Origin of the sequence: Blautia intestinihominis, from assembly GCF_040096655.1 — a bacterium.
Classification (GTDB): Bacteria; Bacillota; Clostridia; order Lachnospirales; family Lachnospiraceae; genus Blautia_A; species Blautia_A intestinihominis.
Window position 1 is genome coordinate 47,369 of record NZ_JBBMEI010000003.1, and the last position, 15,837, is coordinate 63,205.

Consider the following 15,837-nt stretch of genomic DNA (forward strand, 5'->3'; position numbering starts at 1 on the left):
CGGTATCATGAAAAATCCTCTGAGAAAAAGGATCCCCCGTGAACTCAAAGGGGAATTCGGCAAATATCTGGTCGTGTTTATCCTGATGGTTACGACGATCGGAATGGTATCCGGTTTCCTGGTTGCAGATGGCAGTATGATCCAGGCATACAATGAGGGATTTGAAAAATACAACATCGAAGATGGAAACTTCCGCACCGGAGAGCGGCTGTACCGTGGACAGCGCGAAGCGATCGAAGAAAAAGGCGTCAAAGTCTATGAGAACTATTATATAGAAGATACTCTCACCAATGGCAGTACGATGCGTTTCTTCAAGAACCGTACAGATGTCAACAAAGTCTGCCTGATGGACGGCAAGCTGGCAGAAAAAACAGGCGAGATCGCAATCGACCGTATGTATGCGGATAACAATGACCTGAAGATCGGAGATACGCTGGAGGATGGAACAAAATCCTGGACGGTCACAGGGCTCGTTGCACTTTCCGATTACAGCTGCCTGTTTCAGAACAACAGTGACACAATGTTTGATGCGGTAAAATTTGGTGTTGGTCTGGTAACGGAGGAAGAGTTTGACACTCTCGATCAGGACAAACTCCAGTATAACTATGCCTGGACTTACAATGAAAAGCCACAGAGCGAGATTGAGGAAAAAGATGTTTCCGAAGATCTGATGAAGGCAATGGGAAAAGTAGTCACACTGGAAAATTTTGTTCCACAGTATCAGAATCAGGCGATCATTTTTACCGGTGACGATATGGGAAGCGATAAGGCAATGATGGTCATGCTTCTGTATATCATCATTGTGATCATGGCATTTGTATTTGGCATCACAACCAGCAATACGATCGCCAAAGAGGCCGGTGTCATCGGAACACTCCGGGCATCCGGTTATACCAGAGGCGAGCTGGCCCAGCATTATATGACACTTCCTGTCATTGTGACACTCATCGGTGCACTGATCGGAAATATTCTGGGATATACGGCGTTCAAAGATGTCTGCGCCGGTATGTATTATGGAAGCTACAGCCTTCCGACTTATGTGACGATCTGGAATGCAGAAGCGTTTCTTCTGACAACTGTGGTTCCTGTGGTGATCATGTTTGTGGTCAACTATGCAATCCTGCATCATAAGCTGAAGCTTTCCCCGCTTAAATTCCTTCGAAGGGATCTGTCCACCAGAAAACAGAAAAGAGCCCTTTATTTAAGCCCGAAACTCAAGATCTTCCACAGATTCCGTCTGCGTGTGATCTTCCAGAATATCAGCAACTATCTGGTGCTTTTTGTGGGAATCGTTTTTGCAAACCTGCTTCTGATGTTCGGGCTTCTGCTTCCGTCCGCACTGGATCATTATCAGATGGAGATCCAGAACAATATGCTGGCAAAATACCAGTATATGTTGTCTGTGCCGGTCAGTGTGATGGGAGGCAGCAATAAACTGGAAAGTATGCTGGATATGCTTCTTTTTTCACGTGATACGGAAACGGATAATGAAGATGCGGAAGAATTCAGTGCCTATTCACTGAATACGCTTCCGGGCAAATATAAGAGCGAAGAAGTGTCTCTTTATGGCATTCATGATGACAGTAAGTATATCGATGCGGATTTTTCGGATGGAGTTTATATCTCACAGGCATATGCAGATAAGTTTTTGTTGAAGCCGGGAGACACGATCACCCTCAAAGAAAAATATGAAGATGATGAGTATACATTCGGAATCGGCGGGATCTATGATTACAATGGAGGTCTCTGTATCTTTATGCCGCAGGATGAACTGAATCAGATGTTTGATCTGGGAGATGATTATTTCAGTGGCTATTTCAGCAACTCAGAGATTACGGATATCGACAGCAGCTACATTGGTTCCGTGATAGATCTGGATGCATTGACAAAGATTTCCAGACAGCTGAATGTATCAATGGGAAGCATGATGGGGCTGGTCAACGGCTTTGCGATCGCAATCTATATGATCCTGATCTATCTCCTGTCCAAGATCATCATCGAAAAAAACGCACAGTCCATCTCCATGACAAAGATCCTTGGTTACACGAACGGAGAGATCAGCAGGCTGTACATCATGTCCACATCGATCGTAGTCATCCTGTGCCTTCTCATCAGTCTGCCGATCGAGGCGACCGTGATGGAAGTCCTGTTCAGGGAAATGATGCTGCAGAGTATTTCCGGCTGGATTGCCTTATGGATCGACCCGATGATCTATGTGCAGATGTTTGCAGCAGGATTTGTGACCTATGGTATCGTTGCGCTGCTGGAATACAGAAGGATCCGCAAAGTTCCTATGGGCGAAGCTCTCAAAAATGCAGAATAAACTGGAATAAAATTCGCACTTCATATTGTTAAAGTGTTAAATAGCTGTTATAATAAAAGGACGAAATTGTTCACGGAAAAGAATTCCATTTTGCAGAATATAGAATAGATAACAGAGGTGAACGGAAAAGAGGAAACGATATGAGCCAGTTAGATGTACTTAGAGAGAGCCTGGGACAGTGTGACGAGATCCTTCTGGATGCACTGCTCATGCGTAACAGAATTGTAGAGGATATCATGGTTTACAAGGAAGCCAACGATATCCCGATCCTCCAGCCGGAGCAGGAGGCAAAACAGAAGGAATGGCTTGCCAGAAGAATGGAAGGCAAGCGTCATAAGAACGAAGTAGACGCAGTATTTGAGGAGATCACCAGAAACAGCAAGAAGATCCAGGCACGTAAACTGTTTGATTACAATATCGTGCTGATCGGTTTCATGGGAGCCGGCAAATCTACAATCTCTGATTTTCTTCGGACAGTTTTTGCCATGGAAGTTGTTGAGATGGATCAGATCATCGCGGAGAGAGAGGGAATGTCCATCTCCGATATCTTCGAGACCTATGGAGAAGAATACTTCCGCAATCTGGAGACAGAACTGCTGATCGAGATGCAGTCCAGGAAAAACGTTGTCATCTCCTGCGGCGGTGGTGTTCCGATGAGAGAGCGCAACGTTGTTGAGATGAAGAAGAATGGACGTGTCGTTCTCCTTACCGCAAAACCGGAGACAATCCTGAACCGTGTCAAGGACAATCACGACAGACCGCTCCTTGAGGGCAACAAAAACGTTGATTTCATCGCAGACCTGATGGAGAAACGCCGCGAGAAATACGAAGCTGCTTCTGACATCGTGATCGAGACAGATGGCAAGGACAAGCTGGAGATCTGCGAAGAACTCGTACACAGCCTCCGCGCCCTGGATGCAGAGAGTAAATAAGGCAGCAAAATAGCATACAACTCCCTGTCAATAGCATAATTTTACTATCATTTATAAAGATTTTACTAAAATATCCAGATGAGTCCCATCTGGATATTTTTTTTCGCAAAAATTGAAAGGTGCATCAAAAAACAGTCCATTTTGTTTAATATATCCATATGGTATTATAATCTCATCAAAAAGCTATACGAAATAGCTAATAAGAACGAATAAAAAATGGGAGGTTTCTTATGAAGAAAAAATTAGTTTTAGCGATGGCAGCAGCAATGGCAATCACATCCTGTGCAGTTCCTGCATTTGCTTCTGATGATGCAGCAGGCGGCGGAAAGATCGGAATTTCCATGCCGACACAGTCTCTGGAGCGTTGGAACAGAGATGGTTCTTATCTGGAAGAACAGTTCAAAGCAGCTGGCTATGATGTAGAGCTGACATACTCCGACAACGAAACAGACCGTCAGGTAAATGATATCCAGAACCTGATCTCCGACGGAGTTGACCTTCTGGTAGTTGCAGCTATCGATGGTGAAGCACTTAACACAGTTATGGATGAAGCTAAAGATGCTGGAATCCCGGTTATTTCTTATGACCGTCTGATCAAATCCGATGCAGTTTCCTACTATATTTCTTTCGATAACTACACAGTAGGTACTCTTCAGGGACAGTACGTAATCGATACTCTGGATCTTGACAATGCAGGTGACAAAACCTACAACATCGAGTTCACAGCAGGTGACCCGGCAGATAACAACGCTGGATACTTCTTCAACGGTGCTTACGATACTCTGAAACCTTATCTGGATGCAGGAACATTAAATGTAGTTTCCGGACAGACAGATTTCGACTCTGTTGCAACAGCTCAGTGGGATACACAGACAGCTCTCGAAAGAATGCAGAACATCCTCGCTTCCTACTATGCAGACGGAACACAGCTTGATGTAGCTCTTTGCTCCAATGACTCTACAGCACTTGGTGTTACACAGGCGATCGAGTCTGACTATGCAGGCAAAAATGACGTTCTGATCACAGGACAGGACGGTGACGAAGCAAACCTTGCAAACATCGTTGACGGAAAACAGTCCATGACCGTTTACAAAGCAGTTGCAAACGAAGCAGTCGTAACACTTGACCTTGCAGAAGCAATGCTGAAAGGTGACACAATTGATGAATCTCTGATCAAAAACTCTGGCTGGGATTTCGATTGTGCATATGATACAGAATCCTATGAAACATCTGATGGAAACAAATGCCCATCCTTCCTGCTTGTTCCTACAGTTGTAACCAAAGACAACATGAAAGAAGAACTTGTTGACACAGGATACTACACACAGGACGATGACGGATACCTTCATCCAGCAGGCTGATACTTCCGCAGGCAGTGAGCAACCAGTAAATATATAAACTTGAATTAAATGGGCGGGGTGAATGCCCCGCCTGCTTTTTGGAAAGGGGGCGCCATTTTGGCAGACAATATTTTAGTAATGGATCACATTACGAAGGAGTTCCCCGGTGTCAAAGCTCTGGACAATGTAAATCTTGAGGTCCAGCGAGGAGAGATTCACGCGCTGATCGGTGAAAACGGTGCGGGAAAATCCACACTGATGAACGTATTAAGTGGTCAGTATCCATATGGAAGTTATACAGGTACCGTTACCTATGAAGGCGAGGAATGTAAGTTTAAAAACCTGAACGACAGTGAAGCGAAAGGTATCGTCATTATTCATCAGGAACTTGCACTGATTCCGTTGCTTTCTATCGGAGAGAATATGTTTCTCGGAAACGAGATTAAGAATAAAAGAGGCAGCATTGACTGGGACAAAACATACAGTGAAGCAGAAAAACACATGGCTCAGGTTGGGCTCCATGAATCTGCACAGACACTGATCAAAGATATCGGAACAGGTAAACAGCAGCTGGTAGAGATCGCCAAGGCATTTTCCAAGAAGGTTAAACTTCTGATCCTGGATGAGCCTACCTCTTCTCTGAATGATGAAGATGCCAAAATGCTTCTGGATCTTCTGATGGAATTCAAGAAAAACGGTCTTACCTCTATCATCATCACACATAAACTGAATGAGATCATCTATTGTGCAGACCGCTGTACGATCATCCGAGATGGTACAACGATCGAAACACTGACAAAAGGCGTAGATGACTTAAGCGAAGACCGTATCATCAAAGGTATGGTTGGCCGTTCTATGGATGACCGTTATCCGGCCAGAAAGCATAACGTCAGCAAAGATGTCATGCTGGAAGTAAAGAACTGGACCGTACATCATCCGCTTTATCCGGAAAAAGTCGTAGATGACAATATTTCCTGTAAAGTACATAAAGGCGAGGTTATTGGTTTCTCCGGACTGCAGGGTGCAGGACGTACTGAGTTTGCAATGTCCGTATTCGGAAAGAGCTACGGAAGCAACATCAGTGGTGAACTCTATATCAAGGGAGAAAAAGTAAACCTCAAGAATCCGCGTGATGCGATCCGTCATGGTCTTGCCTATGTAACAGAAGACCGTAAGACAAACGGTGTGATCCTCGGAGAATCTATTCGATTTAATACAACGCTTGCACGACTTTCCAAAGTCTGTGAAAAGGGCGTGATCAACACAGATCTGGAAGTGCACCTGGCTGATGAGATGACAAAGGAAATGGGAACCAAGACTCCTTCCAATGAGCAGAAGATCGGCAACCTTTCCGGTGGTAACCAGCAGAAAGCACTTCTCGGCAAATGGATGTTTACAGAACCGGATATCCTGATTCTGGATGAGCCGACACGAGGCATCGATGTAGGTGCAAAATACGATATCTATTGCCTGATCAACAAAATGGTAGAAGATGGAAAATCAGTTATCATGATCTCATCCGAAATGCCGGAGCTTCTTGGTATGTGTGACCGTATCTACGTTATGAGTGAGGGCCGTCTGGCAGGCGAACTCAGTGCCGAAGAGGCAACACAGGAACGTATTATGGCTTCGATCATGCAGGAGCAGAATAAGAAATAAGGTCGAAACGTGAATTCGATTCTACCGGGAAAGGGGTAAAAAAATGAAGTTTAATGTAAAAGATTTCTTAAGAAAATATACAATGGTCATTGCACTGGTAGTTGTATTTATCCTGTTCTGTGGCCTGACAGATGGAAGACTTCTGTATGCACAGAATATGTCAAACCTGATGCTTCAGAATGGTTACGTTCTGGTTCTTGCATGTGGTATGTTGTTATGTATCCTGACAGGTGGTAACATCGACCTTTCTGTAGGTGCTGTTATCTGTATGGTCGGTGGTCTTGCAGCTGTCATGATCGGTAACAAAGGAATGAACCCATATCTTACCATTATCATCTGCCTCGTTGTAGGTCTTCTGGTAGGTGTATGGCAGGGTTACTGGATCGGTTACAAACGTATCCCTCCATTTATCACAACACTTGCAGGTATGTTCATCTTCCGTGGATTTGGACGTCTGATCCTGGACAACAAGACTGTTTCTATCCAGGACAAAGGTTTCCTGAATGTATTTACATCCTACATCAACATTCCTGGACTTGACGACACAGCAAACTATTCTGCACTGATCGTTGGTATCGTAGTTGCAGTTTATGTGATCTTCAACGTAGTTCGTTCCAGAGCAAACAAAGCAAAAAGAGGATATCGCCAGAACACAGCATTTTCTGATTACAGCAAAGCAGTCATCATCGCAGCAGTTATCCTCTGGTACTGCTACAAACTGTTCCAGTACAAAGGTATCTCCATCATGTTCGTATGGGTTGTTGCAATCTGCCTGATCTACAACTTCATCACATCCAGAACAGCATTTGGACGTTACTTCTACGCAATCGGCGGTAACGAGAAAGCTACACAGCTTTCCGGTATTGATACAAACAAAGTTTACTTCATCGCGTATGCAAACATGGGACTTCTTGCAGGTCTTGCAGGTCTTCTTTGTGCAGCACGTGTAGGTTCTGTAAACGGTAGTACAGGTACATCCTTCGAGATGGATGCGATCGGTTCCTGTTTCATCGGTGGTGCTTCCGCATACGGCGGCAGCGGTACTGTAGGCGGTGTAGTGATCGGTGCTCTTCTCCTCGGTGTCATCAACATGGGTATGTCCATCATGGGTATCGGTGATTCCTGGCAGTACGTAGTAAAAGGTGCCGTACTTCTTATCGCAGTTGTATTTGATGTATTATCCAACAGAAAGAACGGCTGATCGATCTGATCAGATTAACAAGAGGAGTCATTGTGCAAAAGCAATGGCTCCTTTTGCAATGCTGTCATAATTGTGTTACAATATGAAAAAATACAAAGGAATTATGATGAATTATGAAAAAATTTACACTGACAGTTTTTTGCATACTGGCAGGATGCATCTTTTTTCTGTCAGGGATCTGGGTCTACTTTCAGAAATCCATGGATAAGGTGGATCTGGGCGAAGGAGAATATGCAGCGAGTTATCAGAAGCACTATCTGATGATCTCCAATGACAAAGATACCCTGATGTGGCAGTCCATCTACCAAAGCGCCAGCGAAACTGCCAAAGAAGCCGATGCCTACGTCGAACTTCTTTCACCGGAACAGATGAAGAATTACACACAGGAAGACTGTCTGCGGATCGGGATCGCATCTCACGTTGACGGGATCATTCTTGAAGCAGACGGAAGCAAGGCCGAGCAGAAACTGATCGAAGAGGCTGCCCGCGAGGGAATCCCGGTTGTCACGATCCTTACAGACGATTCTGCATGCCGCAGGATCAGCTTTGTCGGTCTGAACAGTTATGAGATGGGAAGTGCTTATACTGACCAGATAGCAGGAATGCTGAATGAAAAAGGGACCACACAGATCCTGTTTCTTTCGACTTCCAGTTCCAAGACACAGGAGACCAATCTTGTTTACTATCAGGTAAAAAAAGAACTGGAATCCAGGAAAAAAACAGGCCAGTCTGTCAATCTGTCAGAGTACTGTGTGGATAGCAGTGCAGATTTTGACACGGAAGAATTTGTCCGGGATATGTTTGTAAATGAGGAAAGTCTGCCGGATGTCCTGGTATGCATGGATGAAGTCGTGACGGAATGCGTATATCAGGCCCTGGTCGATTATAACCAGGTTGGAAATGTCAAGGTGATCGGTTACTATTATTCCGATGTGATTCTGAATGCGATCGACAAGGGGATCCTGTCCTCCACGATCGCGATGGATATGGATGAAGTAGGAAAATACAGTGTCAACGCACTGGAAGAGTATTTATCTCTTGGGCACAGCAACGGATATTACAGTGTCAATCAGCATGTGATCACAAAGGATAACACCGATGAGTACAGAACGGAGGGCGAAAAATGACAGAAAAAAAGGACACCCCTTCCGTAAATAATTCCATACAGACCAGACTGAGTGGAGTCATGCTCATGGTGCTTGTCTTTGCACTCGGGATCAATTTCTTTATTTTCAGTCAGATCCAGAATGCCGTTACCAGGATCGATGCGGTCTTTTCCAGCAATGTCGATGTGAATGAGCTTTCGGAAGCACTGGAACTTGTTGAGAACACAGTCTATGAATACCTGAATACAAAAAGTACCGAGACACTGGAAAACTATTACCGTTATGACCAGAATTACAAAAATCTGATCGAAGATCTCAACGACAAAAACATGGACAGCGAAGTAAAGATGCTCGAAAAAAACATCCGCAGGATGTCCGAGAGTTATCTGGATCAGACAAATGAGACAGTTCAGGCGAAGCGAGGAAGAAATGTAGAGAAATACAAGACTTCCTACGAAACAGAAAATCAGCTCTATGAATATATCAACACTTACATATACAAATTAAATAATTTGCGCTTTAAGACAAACTCAGCAAATTATCAGTTATTACTGTCATCGATGAATGTGCTGTACAGACTCTGCCTGATCGTACTGATCGTCGTCTATGTGGTTGGGCTTGCAGTGACGGTCCTTCTGGTGCGGAATATGATCCGCCCGCTGACCGCTCTTTCCAATACGGCACATGAGGTTGCAAAAGGAAATCTCGATGTTCCGCAGCTTCCTATTGTTATGGATGATGAAGTTGGAGTCGTGACGAGAAGTTTTAACCAGATGCTGGAGAGCATCCGCGAGAACATCGACCAGCTCAAGGAAAGCATGGAGCGGCAGGCGCAGATGAAGGAACGAGAGCTTATGATGGAGGCACACCTTAAGGAAGCACAGCTGAAGTTCCTTCAGGCGCAGATCAATCCGCATTTTCTGTTCAATTCCCTGAATGCAGGTGCACAGCTTGCGATGATGGGAGATGCGGACAAGACAGGTATATTTCTGGAAAAAATGGCGGATTTTTTCCGGTATAATGTGCGCAAGATGGAAGAAGATGCGATGCTCTGGGAGGAGATCGAGGCGGTAGATAATTATATCTACATCCTGAATGTGCGCTTTGCCGGAGATATTGTATATATCCGGGAAATAGATGAAGACATCGAAAACATCCGCATTCCAAGCATGATCCTTCAGCCGCTGGTAGAAAATGCCGTCCAGCATGGAATCCATGACTGCATGGAGACGGGACGCATTGTGATGTCTATCCACAGAAACCAGGATATGATCGATATCACGGTCAGCGACAATGGTGCGGGAATGACGGAAGAAATGATCGCGAAGGTTATGGAAGGAAGAGCAGTGCAGGATGAAGAAAACCGCTATTCTACAGGAATCGCGGTACATAATGTCATAGAAAGACTGAAGCTGTATTACAAACAGGAAGGACTTATGACGATCGAGAGTGACGGACCTGGAACCGGAACGAAAGTTCATATTGTCATTCCGATGGAAAAAGAGGAACTGGAGTAGCATAAGAAAGTGGAGGGGAAACAAAACAATGTATCGTATATTGGTAGCAGATGACGAGGGAATTATGCTGGAAGCTTTCAAAAGTGTGATATCCAGTACATTTGGGGACAGCTGTATCACAGAAACTGCCAAGACAGGAAGAGCAGTGACAGAAAAAGCAGAAACTTTTCATCCGGACATTGTCTTTATGGACATTCATATGCCGGGAATCAACGGGATCCAGGCAATGCGGGAAATACGAAAATTCAATACGACAGCACTTTTTTATGTAGTATCTGCTTATGACAAGTTTGATTATGCAAAAGAGGCGATCGATCTTGGCGTGGAGCGTTATCTGACAAAGCCGATCTCCAAGGCAAAGATCATCTCCGCGGTGGAAGAAGCCATCGAGAAGGTGGATAAGAAGAGAAATCAGAGAAGCAACCTGTTGAAGATCCAGGAAAAACTGGAAACGGTCATCCCTGTTGTGGAAAACAGCTTTGTAGGAAGCCTTTTGTTCCAGCAGGAGGAACAGACAGCAGACTACTACCGGCAGCTTCTGGATATCGAGGAAAAACAGGGCTATGTCATGGTCATCCAGTTTGGCCAGTCGTATGAAAATGGTAGGCTGATAAGCCCTGTCGGAATGAATGTGAAAGCACAGAGTTTTTATGATGAGCTGAGGGATGTGGTGAAATCCTCTTTTTCCTGTGCAGTGGGATCGGTGATGTCAAACCGTATTCCGGTGATCGTGCCGTGCAGCCTGCCTGAGAATCCATATGAAGAAAGGATCGACCTCGTGGAACAGGCGAGAAATCTTGTGTCAAGGCTGGAAAACAGGATCGATGCCAGATTTCGTATCGGACTTGGCAGGATCAGACCTATGCGGGAATTGGAGCGCTCTTACCGTGAAGCACTCCGCGCGCTGAACGGAAGCAAGAGCAGAGTGATCCATATCGAGGACCTTTCGCAGAACGGTGTTTATGATGAGGAGTTTCCTGTCGATATGGAGAAACGGATCTTCCGTTATCTTGGTGATGGGGACGAAAAGAAATGTGTACAGGAGCTGAATACGTTCTTTGACTGGATGCTGGAACATTACGCGGAGGATATGAACAACATCCGTCTGAAGGTTCTGGAATACATTATCTGGGGCGAAAAGATCGCTTTTGAGGCAGGTGCTGTCAACTATGGATTCAGCTACAGGCGGGATTATCTGGATGTAGCGATGGCATGCAGCGGTTACGAAGAACTCAGAAGCTGGTTTCTGGATAAGATGGTCAACATCTGTCGTTCCATCCGTGATCAGAAAGAGGAACAGTCGAATTCCGCTGTCAAAAAGGCAATGCTCTACATCCAGGAAAATTTCAGCAAGGACATTTCACTGGATGAAGTTTCCGGTCAGGTAAATATCAGCCCTTATTATTTCAGCAAGATCTTCAAGGAGGAAACGGGCGAGAACTTCATTGAATATCTCACTAGGATCCGAATAGAAAAAGCGAAAGAATTCCTGAAACAGCCGGAAGTCAGCGTCAAAGAAGCCGGCGTAAAGAGCGGCTATACAGACCCGAACTATTTCAGCAGGATCTTTAAGAAGCAGACAGACATGACTCCAAGTGAATTCAAGACGAGGTACGGAAAATGAAAAAGAAAAGAGGGATAGCTCTTCTTATAACTGCCCTGATGTTTGTTCTTTGCGTGACAGGATGCGGAACACAGAAAATTGAGACAACAAAAAAAGAAACAACAGAAGAAAAGAAACTCCAGATCGGACTCAGTTTTGATTCCTTTGTGATCGAGAGATGGCTTCGCGACCGGGATATGTTCGTATCTACGGCACAGGGGCTTGGGGCAGAAGTAAATGTCCAGGTGGCAGGCGGTGATGTGGATGAACAGATCTCACAGATCGAATACTTTATCCAGAAGGAAATGGACGTGATCGTGATCATCCCGATCGACGGAGATGCTCTGTATGATGTGGTAAAAGAAGCGAAGGACAAGGGGATCAAAGTAGTCTGCTATGACCGGATGATCGCAAATGTGGATGCAGACCTCTATATCACGATCGACAATGAGATGGTAGGAACCCTGATGGGAGAGGCTTTGGTCGAGGCATGCCCGGACGGTGGAAATATCTTCGCGATCAACGGTTCTCCTACGGACAAAAATGTAGAGGAGGTAGAACTTGGTTTCCGTAAGGCTCTGAAAGGAAGCAAACTCAAGATCGCCTATACAGGATACTGTGATAACTGGCTCGCTGAGATGGCAGCAACGCATGTAAACAAAGGCCTTGAGGTGACAGACGACATTGTGGGCGTGATGTGCGGCAATGATGATCTGGCAAGCCAGGCAGTCAAAGTCCTGGCAGAAAACCGTCTCGCAGGACAGGTGGCACTGGTTGCGCAGGATGCAGACCTGGCAGCCTGCCAGCGGATTGTAGAGGGGACACAGACCATGACAGTCTACAAACCGATCGAGCAGGAGGCAAGCACAGCGGCGATCCTCGCAGTGGCACTCGGAAACGGTACAGACATTACCTCAAAAGACTGTGAGATCCCGGTCACAGAGACCACAGATGACGGTTCCGGCGAGATCCCATATTACAAGATCACACCGATCGCAGTGACTGCAGAAAACATGGACGAAGTCATCGTGGATGGAGGATTCCATTCAAAAGAAGATGTATATCTGAATGTAAAAGAATAAAAGAGATGTAATAAGAAAAGGAACCTCGTACAGCGCTTTGGAACAGGCTGTGCGGGGTTCCTTTTTGAAGGCTTTGATTTAGATGACCGGCAGAAAGTTACTGCTCGATCCCTTCCATATAGGAATTATAGATATCGGGATTGATCTTTTCCCTGATGGAATCGTAAACGCCCTGAGAAGCCTCGCGGATCTCTTTGCGTGTCTCATCAGAAAGTTTGATGATCTGTGTTCCGCTGTCCTCGATCACGGCGACTTTGTCTGCGATTCTGGCATCGGACTGTTCTCTTGCGTATTCTGTGGCAAGCTGGGCAGCCTCTGTCATGATCTCCTGTTCATCCTCCGGAAGATCCTTGAAGAAATCGTCATTGACGATCAGGGAGATCAGATGCGGAAGATGGTTGGTTTCTACAACATAATCCTGCTGTTCATAGAGATTGTTGGAAACGATGACCTCGTATGGGTTTTCCTGTGCATCGATGGTGTGCTGCTGCAGGCCGATGTACACTTCGCTGAAACTCATCGGGGTTGGGTTTGCACCAAGCGCTTTCCAGAAAGCAAGATGGTAGCTGTTTTCCATGGTACGGATCTTCTGGCCTTTAAAGTCTGCAAGGCTGTTGACCGGTTTGTTTGTACTCATAACACGGAAGCCCTGGTCTGCCATACCAAGAAGATGATAGCCGCCTTCGGTATAGACGTCGCTGATCAGGCTGTTGAACTGTGGATCGTCGATCTTTTTACGGCAGTCATCCAGAGAATCGAATACGCACGGAAGGTCAAATACAGCAAGGTCGCTCATGAAGGAAACCTGAGGTGCAGTATTCTGAACGACAAACGGAATGTCGCCGTCTGCACAGGTCTCCAGAAGGTCACGGTCACCGCCGAGGGTGGAGTTTGCGTAAACCTGAATCTTCATTTTGCCGTTGCTTAAGTCTGAGACTTCTTCTGCAAACTTCTCGGCGAAGATCTGTGTTACGGTATCCTCCGGGCTGGCGGTTGCCAGCGGCCAGGAATAACGCTGTACTTCTTCATCGGAAGAGCCGCAGCCGGTAAGGGCAACGCTCAGGATTCCAGCTGCAGCCAGTACCGGGACTGTACGGAGGATACGACGGATTTTTTTGTCTGAATTATAAGTAGTAAATTTTTTCATCTTTCTCCTCCTATAAGATTCCAATTGAGATCGCCGGAATAAAAGTGATCAGAAGAAGGGCGATCAGGAAGAATACGATCATTGGCATGGCTTTTTTGGCGATTGCCATGACTGGAACATCGGTAAGGGAACTTGCAACGAACAGATTGACTCCAATTGGAGGAGTAACAAATCCGATGGCAAGGTTTACAACCATGATCACACCAAACTGGATCGGGTCCATACCGATCGCCTGCACGATAGGGAGCAGAATCGGTGTAAGGATCAGGATTGCCGGTGTGGTATCCATAACCATTCCGACAATCAGGAGGAACAGGTTGATGATCAGCAGGATCGCGACCGGGCTGTGGAAGTTGTTCAGGATAAATTCACTGACTGTCTGTGGAACCTGCATCAGAGTCAGGACTCTGGAGAATGCAGTGGAAGCAGCCAGGATGAAGAGGATTGGGGTGAAAGTACGGATCGCTTCCACCAGGATTCCCCAGATATCGCGGATATGGATGCTCTTGTATACAAAAAGGCTGATGATCAGTGCATAAAATACAGAGATAACAGCGGCTTCTGTCGGAGAAGCGACACCGCTGTAGATACATCCAAGGATGATGACCGGGCTCAAGAGAGCGAAGAAGCTTTCTTTGAGCACTTTCAGAAGTCCTTTGTCATGAAGCTCCTGAACTTCGGCATGGATCTTGGCTTTGTCCTCGCCGTAGCGTTTGCAGTGATAGATCGCATAGATCATGAGCAGGGCTCCGATCATGAGACCAGGGACGATTCCGGCAAGGAACAGGTCGCTGACGGAAGCACCGGATGCCATACCGTACATGATGAACGGGATACTCGGAGGGATGATAACCCCCAGGCCTCCGGCAACGGCAACGATTGCAGTGGAAAATGTCAGGTCATATCCCAGATTGGTAAGGATCGGGATGGTCATACTTCCTACGGCTGCAACAGTAGCCGGAGCAGATCCGGAGATCGCACCGTAGAAAAGGCAGGTTACGATAACGGCACACGGCATTCCTGCTGTGAATTTACCAAGAAAGTAAGCGAAAACATCGAATAATTTCTTGGAGATGCCGCCTTTTGCCATGATGATACCGGACAATACGAACATTGGGACGGCGAGCAGCGGGAAAGAATCCAGACCGCCGAACATCGCACGGATCAGATATTTGGCACCTACCGTAAAGGAAGGATCACAGATGGAAGGAAGAACAGATGTAATTCCCAGTGTGATCGATACCGGAACAGCGATGACCAGTAATAAAACAAAAATGATAAATAAAACAACGACTGGCATTAGTGTTCCTCCTCATTTGAATTCTTGATGGTGTTGATACGGTTGTCAATTCCTGCACCGATGGCCTGTTCAGCAGGAGATTCTGCATTTGCCTGGATGAAGGACTCTGGTGTGTTGCGCTCCGGGTGAGCCGGGTCAAAGACATTTTCACCTCTTGCTACGCGGAACTCGATGATCCAGCGCTGCAGGACGCGGAATGCGACCAGGATGAAAGATACGAACGGAGCCGCCTGAATGTAATACATCGGGATGCCGCAGGCCGGGGAAAGCTGTCCGCTGTGCACAGAAGACATCATATAGGACCAGGCAAACGGGATCATGTAGATAAAGAAGATGAGTTCGAAGGTGTGGTTCACAACCTTGAAGATCGCCTTGCCTCTGCGTGGGAAAATTGCAACAAACTGTTCGATCTTGATCGACAGGCATTTCTTGCTGCAGTAGCTGACGCTCAAAAAGCCGCACCAGATAAACAGGTATCTGGTGAGTTCCTCAGACCAGGACAGGGACATTCCAAGAACGTATCGGCATAATACCTGAATACCCATGATCAGTGTCATGGCGATCAGAAAAATGACCAGAATAAATTCTTCAAGGTTTTCGTCCAGCCAGTGAAGTGTTTTTTTCATG

The 15,837-nt window shown here is 45.9% G+C and carries 12 protein-coding genes; 9 read left to right on the top strand and 3 right to left on the bottom strand.

All coding sequences use genetic code 11. The features are described from left to right. The first annotated feature begins 7 nt into the window (after positions 1-7). The 9 genes from WMO75_RS01870 to WMO75_RS01910 all read left to right on the top strand — a co-directional run bounded on the left by WMO75_RS01870 (position 8) and on the right by WMO75_RS01910 (position 12,763). Positions 8-2,323: an ABC transporter permease gene (locus tag WMO75_RS01870; protein ID WP_022215393.1), complete on the top strand. Its 2,316-nt coding sequence runs from the start codon at positions 8-10 to the stop codon at positions 2,321-2,323. Between the two features lie 140 nt (positions 2,324-2,463). Next, positions 2,464-3,255: a shikimate kinase gene (locus tag WMO75_RS01875; protein ID WP_118252107.1), complete on the top strand. Its 792-nt coding sequence runs from the start codon at positions 2,464-2,466 to the stop codon at positions 3,253-3,255. Positions 3,256-3,485: 230 nt separating this feature from the next. Next, entirely contained in the window at positions 3,486-4,616 is a 1,131-nt protein-coding gene (locus tag WMO75_RS01880) for a substrate-binding domain-containing protein (RefSeq protein ID WP_118698609.1), read from the top strand. A gap of 96 nt (positions 4,617-4,712) precedes the next feature. Then, positions 4,713-6,254 (top strand): sugar ABC transporter ATP-binding protein, encoded by a 1,542-nt coding sequence (locus tag WMO75_RS01885; protein ID WP_118698610.1) that lies wholly within the window; start codon positions 4,713-4,715, stop codon positions 6,252-6,254. Positions 6,255-6,297: 43 nt separating this feature from the next. After that, entirely contained in the window at positions 6,298-7,455 is a 1,158-nt protein-coding gene (locus WMO75_RS01890; RefSeq protein WP_022215389.1) for an ABC transporter permease subunit, read from the top strand. Positions 7,456-7,568: 113 nt separating this feature from the next. Further along, positions 7,569-8,582 carry a substrate-binding domain-containing protein gene (locus WMO75_RS01895; protein WP_118252104.1) on the top strand — a complete coding sequence of 338 codons (1,014 nt, stop codon included), beginning with the start codon at positions 7,569-7,571 and terminating at the stop codon, positions 8,580-8,582. Beyond that, positions 8,579-10,078 carry a sensor histidine kinase gene (locus WMO75_RS01900; RefSeq protein ID WP_022215387.1) on the top strand — a complete coding sequence of 500 codons (1,500 nt, stop codon included), beginning with the start codon at positions 8,579-8,581 and terminating at the stop codon, positions 10,076-10,078. Before WMO75_RS01895 ends, WMO75_RS01900 begins: the two co-directional genes overlap by 4 nt. Positions 10,079-10,106: 28 nt before the next feature. Continuing rightward, positions 10,107-11,702, top strand: coding sequence for a response regulator (locus WMO75_RS01905; RefSeq protein ID WP_022215386.1), 1,596 nt, complete (start codon positions 10,107-10,109; stop codon positions 11,700-11,702). Continuing rightward, positions 11,699-12,763, top strand: a complete 1,065-nt coding sequence (locus tag WMO75_RS01910) for a substrate-binding domain-containing protein (RefSeq protein WP_118698611.1) — start codon at positions 11,699-11,701, stop codon at positions 12,761-12,763. Before WMO75_RS01905 ends, WMO75_RS01910 begins: the two co-directional genes overlap by 4 nt. Positions 12,764-12,860: 97 nt before the next feature. Here WMO75_RS01910 and WMO75_RS01915 read toward each other — a convergent pair whose 3' ends face one another. Genes WMO75_RS01915 through WMO75_RS01925 form a run of 3 tightly spaced genes read right to left on the bottom strand, consistent with a single transcriptional unit; the run spans position 12,861 to position 15,836 of the window. Then, the gene (locus WMO75_RS01915; protein WP_118698612.1) at positions 12,861-13,910 is read right to left on the bottom strand and encodes a TRAP transporter substrate-binding protein; all 1,050 of its coding nucleotides are present in this window, start codon (positions 13,908-13,910) and stop codon (positions 12,861-12,863) included. Positions 13,911-13,920: 10 nt separating this feature from the next. Continuing rightward, positions 13,921-15,210, bottom strand: a complete 1,290-nt coding sequence (locus WMO75_RS01920) for a TRAP transporter large permease (protein ID WP_022215383.1) — start codon at positions 15,208-15,210, stop codon at positions 13,921-13,923. Continuing rightward, complete coding sequence (locus WMO75_RS01925; RefSeq protein WP_022215382.1) at positions 15,210-15,836, bottom strand: TRAP transporter small permease; 627 nt, start codon at positions 15,834-15,836, stop codon at positions 15,210-15,212. The genes WMO75_RS01920 and WMO75_RS01925 overlap by 1 nt, the downstream gene beginning before the upstream one ends. Between the last annotated feature and the right edge of the window lies 1 nt (position 15,837).

Bases quoted from the DNA above. Each gene is read 5' to 3' on its own strand.
- WMO75_RS01915 (WP_118698612.1), bottom strand. From the start codon at position 13,910: ATGAAAAAATTTACTACTTATAATTCAGACAAAAAAATCCGTCGTATC.
- WMO75_RS01920 (WP_022215383.1), bottom strand. From the start codon at position 15,210: ATGCCAGTCGTTGTTTTATTTATCATTTTTGTTTTATTACTGGTCATC.
- WMO75_RS01890 (WP_022215389.1), top strand. From the start codon at position 6,298: ATGAAGTTTAATGTAAAAGATTTCTTAAGAAAATATACAATGGTCATT.
- WMO75_RS01910 (WP_118698611.1), top strand. From the start codon at position 11,699: ATGAAAAAGAAAAGAGGGATAGCTCTTCTTATAACTGCCCTGATGTTT.
- WMO75_RS01925 (WP_022215382.1), bottom strand. From the start codon at position 15,836: ATGAAAAAAACACTTCACTGGCTGGACGAAAACCTTGAAGAATTTATT.
- WMO75_RS01870 (WP_022215393.1), top strand. From the start codon at position 8: ATGAAAAATCCTCTGAGAAAAAGGATCCCCCGTGAACTCAAAGGGGAA.
- WMO75_RS01880 (WP_118698609.1), top strand. From the start codon at position 3,486: ATGAAGAAAAAATTAGTTTTAGCGATGGCAGCAGCAATGGCAATCACA.
- WMO75_RS01875 (WP_118252107.1), top strand. From the start codon at position 2,464: ATGAGCCAGTTAGATGTACTTAGAGAGAGCCTGGGACAGTGTGACGAG.
- WMO75_RS01905 (WP_022215386.1), top strand. From the start codon at position 10,107: ATGTATCGTATATTGGTAGCAGATGACGAGGGAATTATGCTGGAAGCT.
- WMO75_RS01895 (WP_118252104.1), top strand. From the start codon at position 7,569: ATGAAAAAATTTACACTGACAGTTTTTTGCATACTGGCAGGATGCATC.
- WMO75_RS01900 (WP_022215387.1), top strand. From the start codon at position 8,579: ATGACAGAAAAAAAGGACACCCCTTCCGTAAATAATTCCATACAGACC.